This is a genomic window from Helicobacter pametensis ATCC 51478 (genome assembly GCF_000518225.1).
GTDB lineage: Bacteria > Campylobacterota > Campylobacteria > Campylobacterales > Helicobacteraceae > Helicobacter_G > Helicobacter_G pametensis.
The window spans coordinates 26053-39655 of sequence record NZ_JADE01000008.1 but is presented as its reverse complement, the minus strand read 5'-3'; the positions used below and the strand labels follow the sequence as shown (position 1 = coordinate 39655).

At 39.7% G+C, this 13603-nt stretch carries 14 protein-coding genes; 6 read left to right on the top strand and 8 right to left on the bottom strand.

Annotation, left to right across the window (positions count from 1 at the left end; genetic code table 11):
- Positions 1 to 69: 69 nt before the first annotated feature.
- Entirely contained in the window at positions 70 to 1182 is a 1113-nt protein-coding gene (gene rlmN / locus T391_RS0102175; RefSeq protein WP_034583527.1) for a dual-specificity RNA methyltransferase RlmN, read from the bottom strand.
- Between the two features lie 289 nt (positions 1183 to 1471).
- On the bottom strand, positions 1472 to 1744 hold the full coding sequence (locus tag T391_RS07670; protein WP_034583524.1) for a type II toxin-antitoxin system RelB/DinJ family antitoxin: 273 nt from the start codon (positions 1742 to 1744) through the stop codon (positions 1472 to 1474).
- A 206-nt stretch (positions 1745 to 1950) separates the two neighbouring features.
- On the opposite strand from T391_RS07670, the gene T391_RS0102165 reads away from it, so the two are divergent.
- The gene (locus tag T391_RS0102165) at positions 1951 to 2331 is read left to right on the top strand and encodes a hypothetical protein (protein ID WP_027326963.1); all 381 of its coding nucleotides are present in this window, start codon (positions 1951 to 1953) and stop codon (positions 2329 to 2331) included.
- A gap of 8 nt (positions 2332 to 2339) precedes the next feature.
- Entirely contained in the window at positions 2340 to 2954 is a 615-nt protein-coding gene (locus tag T391_RS08365; protein ID WP_051420538.1) for a hypothetical protein, read from the top strand.
- A gap of 115 nt (positions 2955 to 3069) precedes the next feature.
- On the opposite strand, the gene T391_RS0102155 is transcribed toward T391_RS08365, so the two are convergent.
- Complete coding sequence (locus tag T391_RS0102155) at positions 3070 to 3636, bottom strand: 5'-methylthioadenosine/S-adenosylhomocysteine nucleosidase family protein (protein WP_027326962.1); 567 nt, start codon at positions 3634 to 3636, stop codon at positions 3070 to 3072.
- Positions 3637 to 3705: 69 nt separating this feature from the next.
- On the opposite strand from T391_RS0102155, the gene rsmA reads away from it, so the two are divergent.
- From rsmA to T391_RS0102140, 3 genes are read left to right on the top strand one after another with little or no spacing between them, the layout of a single operon-like run.
- Positions 3706 to 4488: a 16S rRNA (adenine(1518)-N(6)/adenine(1519)-N(6))-dimethyltransferase RsmA gene (gene rsmA / locus T391_RS0102150; protein WP_027326961.1), complete on the top strand. Its 783-nt coding sequence runs from the start codon at positions 3706 to 3708 to the stop codon at positions 4486 to 4488.
- 11 nt (positions 4489 to 4499) lie between these two features.
- On the top strand, positions 4500 to 6515 hold the full coding sequence (locus T391_RS07660; RefSeq protein WP_084340093.1) for a ribonuclease J: 2016 nt from the start codon (positions 4500 to 4502) through the stop codon (positions 6513 to 6515).
- A 3-nt stretch (positions 6516 to 6518) separates the two neighbouring features.
- Complete coding sequence (locus tag T391_RS0102140; protein ID WP_027326960.1) at positions 6519 to 7472, top strand: KpsF/GutQ family sugar-phosphate isomerase; 954 nt, start codon at positions 6519 to 6521, stop codon at positions 7470 to 7472.
- Between the two features lie 45 nt (positions 7473 to 7517).
- Here the strand turns inward: T391_RS0102140 and T391_RS0102135 are convergent, their stop codons facing one another.
- Genes T391_RS0102135 through glmS form a run of 5 tightly spaced genes read right to left on the bottom strand, consistent with a single transcriptional unit; the run spans position 7518 to position 12472 of the window.
- Positions 7518 to 8096 (bottom strand): ABC-type transport auxiliary lipoprotein family protein, encoded by a 579-nt coding sequence (locus T391_RS0102135; RefSeq protein ID WP_027326959.1) that lies wholly within the window; start codon positions 8094 to 8096, stop codon positions 7518 to 7520.
- Entirely contained in the window at positions 8093 to 8887 is a 795-nt protein-coding gene (locus T391_RS0102130; RefSeq protein ID WP_027326958.1) for an MlaD family protein, read from the bottom strand. Before T391_RS0102130 ends, T391_RS0102135 begins: the two co-directional genes overlap by 4 nt.
- Entirely contained in the window at positions 8872 to 9624 is a 753-nt protein-coding gene (locus tag T391_RS0102125; protein WP_027326957.1) for an ABC transporter ATP-binding protein, read from the bottom strand. The genes T391_RS0102130 and T391_RS0102125 overlap by 16 nt, the downstream gene beginning before the upstream one ends.
- Positions 9621 to 10685, bottom strand: coding sequence for an MlaE family ABC transporter permease (locus T391_RS0102120; protein ID WP_034583520.1), 1065 nt, complete (start codon positions 10683 to 10685; stop codon positions 9621 to 9623). The genes T391_RS0102125 and T391_RS0102120 overlap by 4 nt, the downstream gene beginning before the upstream one ends.
- Entirely contained in the window at positions 10685 to 12472 is a 1788-nt protein-coding gene (gene glmS / locus T391_RS0102115; protein WP_027326955.1) for a glutamine--fructose-6-phosphate transaminase (isomerizing), read from the bottom strand. The genes T391_RS0102120 and glmS overlap by 1 nt, the downstream gene beginning before the upstream one ends.
- 121 nt (positions 12473 to 12593) lie before the next feature.
- Between glmS and T391_RS08730 the strand changes: the two genes are divergently transcribed.
- A complete protein-coding gene (locus tag T391_RS08730) occupies positions 12594 to 13598 on the top strand; it encodes a glycosyltransferase family 2 protein (RefSeq protein WP_051420537.1) in 1005 nt (334 codons plus the stop codon).
- Positions 13599 to 13603 lie beyond the last annotated feature (5 nt).

Here is a 13603-nt window from a genome sequence, read left to right as displayed (position 1 = left end):
CAAATATTTTTCAAAAAAAACCAACCACCCACACTGATCACAACTGCCAAAAAAATAAGCAAAATCACATCAAGGATTCCCATCTTCTCTCCTTGTTTCACATGAAACATTTTTGAGACTTTTGCGCTTCTCTTTTTCTCTCAATTGCCCGCATGCTGCGCTGATATCAAGTCCTTTAGATTCTCTGATCGTACACAGCAATCCCTTGCTCACCAAAAAATCAGCAAACTTTCGCACATCTTCATCATCGGGTCGCTCAAACTCACTCTCTTCGTGTGGATTGAAGAGAATCAGATTGACTTTGGATTTGATACCATCAAGCAACCTTAATAGAGCTTTTGCACTTCCTAGATCATCATTCAAGCCCTTGATGACCAAATATTCAAACATCACTCTCTTGCGAGTATCCACAGGAAAATTTCGGACAGCATCAAGTACACTTTCTATGTTATAAGCCCTATTCATAGGGATAAGTCGACTTCTAAGTTCATCATTCACAGCATGCAAAGAAATCGCTAATTGCACTCCCAAATCAAGCTCTCCAAGCTTTCTGATCTTAGGTGCAATCCCACTTGTAGAGATCGTCTGGCGTCTAGTAGAGATGGATAGACCATTGAGTTCGGCAATGATTCTGATCGCCTTGGTGACATGCTCAAAGTTATCCAGAGGCTCACCCATCCCCATATATACGATATTGACACGCTTCTCTGGTGCTAGGGCATTGTCCTCTTTGAGACGCACGACCTGCTCCACGATCTCACCTGCACTCAAATTTCTCACAAAGCCACCTTTAGCAGTGGAGCAAAACGCACATCCCACCTTGCATCCCACTTGCGAAGAGAGACAAAAAGTATATTTTTCTCCCTCGATGATCTTTCCTTGCTCATCGATTTTTTTGTCTCGCATTTTGATAAATACACTTTCAAAACTCAAGCCATCTTTGGTTCTAAAGAGATACTTTCTACTCCCATCTCTACTTGTCTCTACTTCAATAATGGACAAATTTTTGGCACTAAATTTTTCATCTAGTTCTTGCTGTAAGCTCTTGGGGAGATTGAGCATTTTGTCAAAATCATGGATATATTTCGCATAAAGCCAGTGATACACTTGCTTAGCACGAAAGCTAGGGCTCAGAATCTCCTCTAATTCCTTGAGGCTATAGTCATAGATATTTTGTTTCATTGAAATACACTTTTATATGGGGTTTGGATCGAGTGGGGATTGTAGCAAAACTTACTCAATGCAACCCTTGACTACTTATAAACCCTGCCTCTTGAATCTGCTTTAGGCATAGATAAGGATCTCATCTTTGATGATTTCATATAAAATCTGTATTTTGAAACCCTTAATCTAAAGTGATTTTCTTTTTCTGTTATAGGTTTATATCCAAAGAGGAGTGTAATCACTTGACTGATTTGTGGATGCTTACGCAAAAACTTGACAACATCTTTGCTAAAAATTACTTCATATTTCACAAACCAAGCTCTCTCTTGACTTCCTCTAAAGTCAAAACCTCTCCTCCACTTCTTTCATTTTTAGCTTTTTTGTAGGCTTTCTCATCTTCATCGCTCCATTGGCCATCCTCATCCACTGCTACGATTTCAAATGGGATTTTTCTTTGTGCGATGACTTGAGCGGCAAACATTCTAAAAGCTGAGGGGCAGTCCAAACCCATTGCCCCAAGCACTGATTCTAATTTTTGTTTTTCTTGAGAATCCATTCTGAATTGAATCAATGATGTCATTGTATGTATCCTTTCTACTCTTGTATGATTTTGTATGTTTTGATTTGTTTGGCGAAGCATATTGTGGCAAACAGCAGAATCTAAAAATTATACAGCTATGCAACTATGCATTTTCTATATTTTTAAAATTTTTATCATTTTTTTCTTGACAAATAAGCTGGGGGGGGGGCATAATTCACTTTCAGAATCAAAACAAAGGATCTTCCATGAAAGCAAAAGCTTTACTTTTAACCCTCTTATTAAACTCGTGTTTATTTGCATTTCCCTCACATTGCTATGATGCAATATCTGGAGATTATGATCTGCAAACAGGAAAAGAAAAATCCCTACAAAAAGATGAATTTAAACTCTATTTCAAACGGAATGAAAAAGATTTTTTTGTATCTGGAAATCAATCCAAATGGAATCCCCTCATTATGATTGCCGACAATATAGACAACTCTCAATTTCTCGAACCCGTTGATGCTGGTTTTGTCCTCTATACCTATCACAAACAAATTAAAAAAATGGTGATCCAAAAAAGCTACAGCTATCCATTATTTGGATCATTGGTTGTTACGGCAGTTTTGAACAAATGTGTCGAATAGGAGAAAAAATGGAAAAATTTTCACTCTACGAAAAAGACAATGTTTTAGAAACAATTTGTGAGTATCTAAAAACAACAAATATCGAAACACAATACTTTGATAGCTATTTTGAATTTCTTAATTTTTTCCAAAATATAGAAGTTTTTGATCATCATTTTTTTACTATCGGTGCCTACTTAATTTATGGTTGGATGCCAACAATTCCAAATATAAACATCACTCAAGAGGCAATCAATACTCTAAATAAAGCAAAACAAGAAGAACCATTGGATCACAGTGATTATCTTAATCTTATAAAAAGTGTAAATAATTCGATTGTTGGAGCTTCAAAGATTTTGCACTTTGCGAATCCAAAAAAATATCCTATATTTGATAGTCGTATCAAAAGCTTTTTTGAAAAAAACCTTCTTATCGAGGATATTTACAAAAAAACATATAACAACAAAACAAAAGAAATAAACCAATATCTTATCTATAAAACACTTTGCGAAGAAATTATTGAAATGGATTTTTTTCAACAAATCTTTGATGTCGTTTCAAGCGCTTATCCAATTACAGCAAAATTCACAAAAATGAGAATGCTAGAGAATCTATTTTTTAGTTTCGACAAAAATTCAAAGTAATCTTACCTTGTGTTATAGGGTGAGTCTCCCCCTTTGTTTGCATGAAGGAGTAAGAAAAAAAAGGGGGGGGGGGATTTAACAAAGTATGTCAGAGAAAAATCTAAAAATAACTTCTCTAAACCTCAAGTTTTTCAATCACTCCTCTCAATCTCCCCATCACTTCCTTACAATTTTTCAAAAACTCCTGATGAGCCTCGCTCCCACAATAATTACTCACACAAAATACCCCAATAGCAGGAATCTCAAAAGCATTTGCCACGCTTAATACAGAAAAAAACTCCATATTCTCTAGCAAGATTCCCTTCTCCTGTATTCTTTGAGCATGATGGATATCTGTCGTGATATAGTTACTTGAATTGACTACAACCTCTCTCAATCCAAGAGCTTTGATCCTTTGAATTGTTTCATGTGAAACATCACTCAAAGCACAGATACGATTTTCAATCGGTGTATAGCTATCATGAAGCAAAAGAGAAGATTCTATCTGCGTGGCTTCACTACTGACACAAAGCTCAAGCAGTTCCATATCCCCATCATAGCTCCCAGCACTCCCCACAAAGATCAAACAATCTGGTCTTTCTCTCTCGCAAACTCTAGCAAGATTGATCGCACTCTCTATGAGTCCCACACCAATACTCACAGCAAACTCAAACTCCTCCCCATTTCCCGCACACACAAACATACTTTCTCCAAAACATCTAAAACATTACAAAAAAACGATACAATCCAAGCCAAAAGGACAGTGCAAATCGTGAATTATAGAGCAAAAAAGAGATTTGGTCAGAACTTCCTCAAAGATCAGACTTATCTCCGCCAAATCATCGAAGCGATTCCCGCTACACAGTCACAGATGATTGAGATCGGGATTGGCTTGGGTGATCTGACAGATGAGCTACTCAAACTCCACAATTTGATAGCTTATGAAGTTGATAGGGACTTATGTTCTTTGCTTAGTGATAGACACCAGATGACTATAGAGAAAGGATGCCTCAAGCTTATCTGTTGCGATGTGATGGGATTGGAGAATCAATATGCATGGCTACATGCAGAGCCATATTTTTTGATCTCCAATCTTCCCTACTATATTGCGACACATATTGTTTTGCGATTACTGAGAGATCCAATGTGTGAGGGATTGGTCGTCATGACACAAAAGGAGGTCGCACATAAATTCTGCGCGCAAGTCTTTGACAAAGAGTTTTGTGCTCTGAGTGTGATCGCACAAAGTGTTGGGAAAATAGACTATTTGTTTGATGTTCCTCCATCCGCTTTTGAACCTGCTCCCAAAGTGACTTCAGCGGTTTTTAGGATTATCAAATCCCCCCAACATCCAACACTTGATGAGCTAGCATCTTTGGAGCGCTTATTGAAGACTGCTTTTGCTGCTCCTCGCAAAAAGCTCTCCAAAAATCTTCTTCATCTCTATCCTGCGCATAAGATCCGTGAGGCATTTCATGCATTGAATCTTGAAGATAATTCAAGACCTCACGAAGTCAGCACTTCGCTTTATCACCAATTTTTAAAACTTTTATAAAGAGGTCAGAAATGGAAAATATCGACAACAAAGAAAAAAGATCAGGCTTCCAGCGCAATCCAAGCAAATCTCACGACAGAGCAACGCGTCCTCACAAAGCAGAGAACCCAAACAATGCTCCATCTTCACAGCATGGATCCTCTGGATTTGGGGGCAATACAAGAAAACCAAGACGATGGAGTGGGAAAAACCCCAATACCAATTCACACAAAAAATCAGAAGAGGGCGAATCTCACAATGGCGTCCATGAGATCAAAAGTATTAGTGAAAAAGGAAATCTCCACCTCCATCGTGAATTGAGAAAAAGTGTTGATTCCAATACACGCATCCAAAAAGGTAGCCTCAATCCTCACTTCAAGCTCAATCTCAATAGCAAAGCCAAGATTAGAATCACACCGCTTGGAGGACTTAGAGAGATTGGTGGCAATATGACAGTCATCGAGACAGAAAAATCAGCCATCATCATTGATGTAGGGATGAGTTTCCCTGATGAGAGTATGCCTGGGGTGGATATTTTGATTCCAGACTTTAGCTATCTGCAAACTATCAAAGATAAGATTGAAGCCGTGATCATTACTCATGCTCACGAGGATCATATCGGAGCAGTGCCATATCTTTACAAAATCATGCAATTCCCACTTTATGGGACACCACTGCCCCTAGGGATGATTAGTGCAAAATTTGACGAGCATGGCCTCAAAAAATATCGCTCACTCTTTAGAAGTGTCGAGAAGCGCAAACCAATCACAATCGGAGAATTTGAAATCGAATGGATTCATATCACTCACTCTGTCATCGATGCCTCAGCACTCGCAATCAGGACAGAAGCTGGGGTGATCATTCATACTGGAGATTTCAAAATCGATCACACACCCATTGATGGACTTCCAACAGATCTACATCGCTTAGCTCATTATGGAGAAGAGGGAGTTATGCTTCTATTAAGTGATAGCACAAATTCTCACAAAAGCGGAGTGACGCCAAGTGAAGCAATCGTTGGCCCCACCTTTGATCGATTGTTCAAAGGTGCTGAGGGGCGCGTGATCATGAGCACATTTAGCTCCAATATTCACAGAGTTTATCAAGCGATTAGTTTTGGAATCAAATACAACCGCAAAGTCGCAGTCATCGGACGCTCAATGGAAAAAAATCTTGAAATCGCAAGAGAACTGGGATACATCAATCTTCCTCAAGGAATCTTTATTGAGGCACATGAGGTAGAAAAATACCCAGATGAAGAGGTGCTTATCGTCACCACAGGATCTCAAGGGGAAACCATGAGTGCGCTATATCGTATGGCTACAGATGAGCATCGCCATATCAAAATCAAGCCCACAGATCTAGTCATCATTTCAGCCAAGGCAATCCCTGGTAATGAAGGCTCAGTCTCTGCTGTGATCAATCATCTCCAAAAAGGTGGAGCGCAGGTGGCATACCAAGATTTCAGTGAAATTCATGTGAGCGGACATGCCGCACAGGAAGAACAGAAGCTTATGTTAAGATTGGTCAAGCCCAAGTTTTTCCTCCCTGTCCATGGAGAATACAACCATATCGCCAAGCACAAAGACACAGCGATCAAATGCGGTGTGCCTGAGCGCAATATTTATTTGATGGAAGATGGAGATCAGATTGAAGTTAATCCAAACTACATCAGAAAAGTTCGCTCCATCAAAACTGGAAAAACCTTTGTCGACAACCAAGTAGATCGAATCATTGATCAAAATATGATTTCGGATCGTCAGAATCTTGCCAATGATGGCACTCTCTCCATCAGTGCCAAGATCGATAAACGCAAACTTGATTTCAGTGATGAACTCAGAATCCACAGCTTTGGACTCATTAGTACAAAAGAAGAAAAGCTCCTTTCAAAAGAGATTCAAGAAGCTCTCTTGCTGATGCTCAAAGCTTTCAAAAAGGATATTACGCCCAAAAACCTAGAGTTTGAAGCCAGAAATCTTCTCAAAAAAATGCTCTTCAAAAAATATAAAAAATATCCATTGATGAGCATCAGCTTCTTTGTGGATTAAACTATGCTTACAACAGCAAAAGAGGTATTACATCAAGAAGCTCAGGCTCTCCTCAATGCTTCATTGGAAGAAAAAGAGCTTGAGCAAATCATCCAATGCATCCTAGACACCCAAGGCAAGCTCATTGTGATGGGCGTAGGAAAGAGTGGATTGATTGGTGCAAAGATTGCTGCAACTCTTGCAAGCACTGGGACTCCAAGCTTCTTTGTCCATCCTACAGAGGCTCTTCATGGTGATTTGGGAATGATTGAGTCAAAAGATTCTATCCTTGCCATTAGCTATAGTGGAGAAAGCGATGAGCTAAAAGTCGTCCTTCCACACATCAAGGCCAAGGGCTGCAAAATCATCACAATGACCAAAGACCCCCAAAGCTCTATCTCAAAACTTGGAGATCACTTTCTTAGTCTTCATATTGCGCATGAAGCCTGCCCCCTCAACACAGCTCCCACCACATCGACGACACTTACTCTTGCCCTTGGCGATGCTTTGGCAGTATGCTTGATGAAAAAACGCAATTTCACACACAGTGATTTTGCCTCCTTTCATCCTGGAGGAAGCTTGGGCAAAAGACTATTTCTCAAAGTTGGAGATCTAATGCAAACACAAAATCTTCCTCTCATCTCCACCCAAACCCCACTCAAAGAGGCTATCATCACTATGAGTAAGGCAAGACTTGGGAGTGCATTCATCCTCCAAGATGGTGCTCTTGTGGCTATCTTGAGCGATGGGGATTTAAGAAGGGCTATGATGAGTGAGTGTTTTGATCTTGGGGCTTTGGCCATTGATTTTGCTTCCAAATCTCCCAAGGCCTGTCAAGATCCAAATCTTTTGGCTTATGATGCACTTAGACTGATGGAAGAGCACAAGATTCAGGTTTTGGCGATTACAGATGCTCAAGGACAGATTCTTGGAGCTTTACACTTGCATATGTTGATTGAGGCTGGAATCAAATCTTGAGGCGACCAAACCCAAGCTTGATCGTGCTCATAAGATCTATAGAAGTTATTGATGTTGTAGAGTTTTGATTTTTTGTGCAAGTTCATCGCTAAGAGCTTGGATTGCACGCTTAAATGAAGTGATATAGTCATTGGCTGGCTCACTCTTGACAATCATTCCACTCTCTAAGATCTTAAAGTCTTTCAAATCTGATAATTCATAAAAAATCCCAACACGCGCAACATCTCCACTCTTTTCTTGAGCAATTTCAAAATTCAACAATTCAAGTTTGAGTAAAAAATCATTCCTTACTCCACCAAATGGAGGGATCGAAACTCCGATACACTGGGCGTCAAATTGTTCAATGATGGCTTTTTTGAGGAGATTCTTGGGCAAATCAACCCAAGAAAGTCTAGGCGCATGAGTTACTTCTCCATTTTGTTTTTTGAGAACGATATTATGATCTTCATAAACTGCAAGTGCGCGAATATCAGCAATCCCAACCCTATAAGGTTTGGAACAACTCTGATCTTTTGAATCAATCGCAAAATCCAAATCATAATAGTTGACTTCAGGAAGAGGTGTTTTTAGGCTAAAGCAGCCGGTTAAAAGTAGTGCGATTGGCAGAAGCGATAATCTTTTCATTCTTTTTTTCCTTTTTCTCGTTCTCCAAAAATTGCCTCATACGGGCTTTTCTCCAAGCGATTTAACAAAAGATTGGCTTTGGAGAAGAAACGATTCATCTCACCGAGACTATTCTCAATCCCAAGCATCGCTGGTGCGACAATAGATCGGATATTGTAGTCTCCACGCTCTAGACTCACATTGATATGATCGATTGTTTTATTGGCGGCGATACTGAGTTTATCAATGTTTTGGCGTGTTTCTTCAAGATTTTGCAAAATCACTTTGAGTGCTACAATAATTTCTTGAATATTTTGGCCATTTTGCTCATTAAACATTTCCTTGACTTGAGCAATAATCTCTCGAGTATCCCCACCACTTTTATCAATATTATCAAGCAATTTCCCCATAAAGCCTTTTTGATAGCAAAGTTCAGAGCCACTATTTAATCTCTCACCACTGCCCTGAATGAGATTGAGAAAACTTCCTCCAGCCAACCCCTGTGTCTCGATACTCAAACATGCATTTTGATAGATAGGGATTTGTGAATCAATAAGCACATCAAGCTGGATAAGATTTGTATCTCCCTTCTTAAATCCAAGAGCTTGCACCTTCCCCACTACGATCCCCTTATAACGAACACTTGTCCCTACACCCACACCAGAAAGCCCTTCATGTGAATAAAGCACATAGGGGCGGAATTTGGATTGATCCAAACTACCTCCACCCATCCAGATCACAAACCCCACCATCGCAATCACAAGCAAGACAAACAACCCACCAATATAGGTAAAATTTACATTTCGTTCCATATTCTCTTCCCTCGCTTGTTTGAAAATAATTCACCAAGATATGTCGCCTCATTGGTAGATGCCAAAGATCCATTGAAAGCAATTTTTTGCTTCTCCAATACGATAAAACGATCCATACAATCTTTGACCGAATCCAAATCATGCGTCACCATCACAATCGTGATTCCAAGTAATTCTCTCAATTTCAAAATCAGCTCATCAAACTTTTCGCTACTTGCTGGATCCAACCCACTTGTGGGCTCATCAAGAAATAAAATTTCAGGACTTAAACTCAAGGCTCGTGCCAATGCTACACGCTTCTTCATCCCTCCACTCAATTCATAAGGATAGAGTGAGCACACTTTGGGTGAAAGCCCCACAAGTGAAAGCCACATTTTAGAATTTTCATCAATCATATTTTGAGAATAGTTGGAATATTCCTTGAGCAACACACCCACATTCTCAAGCACACTCATCGAACTAAACAAAGCCCCAAACTGAAACAACACCCCACATCTTCTCAAAAGCATTTCTTGCCTAGGTAGTGAGAGCATAGAAACTCTCTCATCAAAGATAAAAATCTCCCCCTCAGTAATTGGATTGAGAAACAAAAGTGTGCGGAGCAGAGTACTTTTCCCACTTCCGCTCCCTCCCAATATCCCAAAAATCTCTCCACTCCCAACCTCAAAACTAATACGATCATGAATCAAGGTCGAGCCAAATTTAGTCACTAGATTCTCAACTCTGATCACACTCATATATCAAACCTTGTGAAAATAATTGAAAAAATTGCATTAACCACAATAATCCAAAATAAAGCACTGACAACGCTGATTGTCGTGTATTTCCCTACAGATTGGGTATCCCCAACGATTTGCAACCCACGATAACACCCCACAAGCGCAATCACTGCACCAAAAAATGGAGATTTGATCACTCCAACCCACAAATGAGAAAGATCTACATGCTCATAAAAACGCTCAATATATTGACCAAAAGTGATTCCCGTCTGGATCTTGATCACAACCGCACTTGCAAATAAAGATGCCATATCTGCCAAAAACACAAGCAATGGCATCGCAATCACAAGAGCCAAAAATCTAGGAATCACAATAAAGCGATACCAATCAAATCCCATAATCTTCATAGCATCTAGCTCTTCTGTGATCCTCATCACACCAATTTGAGCGGCAAAAGATGAAGCACTTCTTCCAGCAATCACAAGAGCTAAGATAAAGGGTCCCATTTCTCTAAGCGCTAGCTTTGCCATCGTCTCTACACTTGCAAGAGGCACACCCATTTTTTGGAGTTGAATCACCCCTTGGATACTGATCGCAGCACTCACAATGGCACAAGTGATAATCCCCACAGGCAAAGCCCTAAATCCAGAATTATTGATATGAAAGAGGAGGGCAGAGAAGCGCAAAAGTGTGGGCTGTATCATTGTCCGAAATAGATTAAATACAAACAATCCAAAAAATGTACAAAAATTCCTCAATCCTTCTAGCCAACCATACACCCACCTACCAAGAGATTCTAAAATTCTTCTTTTTTCTTTTTGGGGGACAAAACCCCGTCTATGACGAATCAAATCAAAGATCTCTTGACATTTTGTAGCCGCATCAATAAGTTCATATTGGACACCCTGATGTCTAAGCATCTCATCTACAAAAATTGCAAATGAAAAATCTAGCTTCTCTAGTCTCAGACAGCTAATCTTGATTTTCTGTACTCCTCCTAGATCGATAACTTTCTTAGAAGAGCGATAATCACACACACCTTCCAAAAACAAAGTCGATGTGTTGTGGCAAAAAGTCATTATTCCACCGTCACACTTTTGGCTAAATTTCTTGGCATATCCACATCGCTCCCCACACGCACAGCTACTTCAAGTGCAAAAAGTTGCAATGCAACCATCATAGAAAAAAACTCTTCCATATAATGCTTGCAGGGCTGAATATAGAGCATATCATCAGCTCCGTCAAATTCTTGAGAGCTCACAGCACAAATAGTCGCATCGCGCGCACTAAGCTCTTCTACATTGCTTTTGATTTTCTCATATAAAAGATGCTGGGGCATCAATGCCACTGTGAAAAGCTCAGAATCTGCCAAGGCAATGGGTCCATGCTTCATCTCACCACTTGGATATCCCTCAGCATGCAAATAACTAATCTCTTTGAGTTTGAGAGCAGATTCTAAAGCGAGTGGATAAAACACATCTCTTCCAATGAAGAAAAACCCATGTCCATGTAAATATCGCTTTGAGAGTCTCTTGATGCGATCATGAAGCTTAGAGCAGACCTCTGTCTTCTTAGCACTCCCAATCATGGCTTGAATATGCTCATCTATCTCTTGCACACTCAAAACCCCTCTCTTACCCCCAAGGAATACAGACAAAAGCCAAAGCACCATCACCTGAGTAGCAAATGCCTTAGTCGAAGCTACACCCTTCTCAATCCCTGCACGCGTCAAAAGCACTTCATCGCATTCTCGCACAATCGAACTATTATCTACATTGCAAATAGCCAAAGTCTTAAGACCTGATTTTTTGACATATTTGACTGCTTCAAGTGTGTCAAGTGTTTCTCCACTTTGAGAGATTGCGATAAATAACTCATGATCTTTAAGAATGGGAGTGGCATAGCGAAATTCACTTGCAATCACAACATTTGTTTTGATTTTTCCATAGCGCTCCAAGAGATATTTTCCCACCATTCCAGCATGATAACTTGTCCCACAAGCACAGATTGTAATCTCATCCACCCCATCCCAAAACCCTAGATTCTCAAACTCAAGCTCAACTCTTCCTTCATGGATGCGCCCCATCATTGACTCAAGCAAAACAGCATGCTGCTCATAAATTTCTTTTTCCATAAAGTAGCGGAATCCATCCTTTTGTGCATAGCTCCGATCTTGGCTCAATTTAGAGATCTGTCCTACACTCTCAAAATTCTCCAGATCCATCACCCCCACACTCCCATCTTCAAGATAGCTGACCTCATCTGCCCAGCCAATCAGTGGGGCATCACTACTTGCAAAAAACACACCTTCTTTCCCACGCCCAACAATCAATGGAGAGGCATTTTTGGCATAAAAAATCTTATTGGGTTCTTTTTGAGTGATGAGCAAAATCGCATAGGCCCCCTTAAGCTCAGCCACACTCATCTCAAAAGCCCTCAACGCATCTCCACATTCCTTCAAATACTCTTCAAAAAGATGCACAATCACTTCAGTATCTGTTTGGGACAAAAAACGATGCCCCATGCATTCAAGCTTTTCACGAAGCTCGCGATGATTTTCGATGATTCCATTATGAACAACATGGCTAAAATCAGCACTATGAGGATGAGCATTGGCTTCTGTGGGTTTCCCATGCGTCGCCCAACGCGTATGACCAATCGCGACACCAAAACCGCTTGAGCTAAAATCTTTGCTTTTTTGCTCCAAATTGATCAATTTGCCAACAGCTTTAAAAGCATGCAATTCACCATGGCTCAATACGGAAAAGCCAGCGCTATCATACCCTCGATATTCAAGTTCTCGCAACCCCCCAATGATCAAATCTTTTTTCTCAAGATTGCCAATATAACCAACAATTCCGCACATGATTTCATCCTAAAATTAAGATTGGTTTTGCATTTTACCTCACTTCATTTATAAAAATATTGAGGCAAAATATTTTCTCTATAATTTTATTTTTATCTCTAGGACATCAAGGAATCATTAAGTGGAAACTCGCATCAAAGAAACATCTCAAGATTCTAAAACCATCTTTTCAATCATCATTCCACTCTACAATACTCGACCATATCTTGCAAGGTGCCTAGATTCTGCGATCAATCAAACCTTTGAAGACATAGAAATCATCATTGTGGATGATTGTGGGAATGATGGCTCTATAGGGATCGCTCAAGACTATGCAAAAAGAGACAAAAGAATCAAAATCATCCACAATCCACACAATCTTGGCACTTTTCATTCAAGGATTGAGGGGATGAAAATGGCTCAAGGAAGCTATGTTTTATTTTTAGATAGCGATGATTATATTTCTTTGGAAACTTGCTCTATTTTGCATCAAAACATTTTGCATTCTCCACACCCCCTAGATGTCATTGTGTTTAATATGGAGGGTTGCTCTTGGGATCAGCCTCTTTTAGATTTGGATCATCAGTCCAATCAGGCTTTGATTGAAAAATTCTATGGAGCTAGCATTTGCGCGCGCGCATACTCTCAATCCATCATCCAGCAAACACTCCTAGCCCTTAGCTCTCACTTCCCTCCCATTCCTAGGCTTGTGATGCATGAAGATGCTCTGCTGTGTTTTATATTGCTTTTCTTTGTCCAATACTTTGAGATCACAGAAGAAATTTTATATTTTTATTTTCCCAATCCTCAATCCACCACAAGGGCAAAAGACAAAAAGCGATTTAGGATCTATAAGCGCAACACACAAGATATCGTCAGACTTTTCACTTATTTTGATTCTCTACCTATAAGCAAAGCACCTCATTTCACACATTTTAAAAATCGTTTACATACTGATTTGTCCAATAAAGTCAAGGAATACAAATACCACCAAACAAAGCATTATTTTTCCAAATCTCCCAAATTTTCCTCCTATATTGCATCCCAGATTCTTGAATTTCGATACAACAAAACACACAAAAACTTCATCAAAACCATGATCAAAATCTCCATTTATCTCTCAACTTTGGGCAAGAAAAAGATCTAGAATAA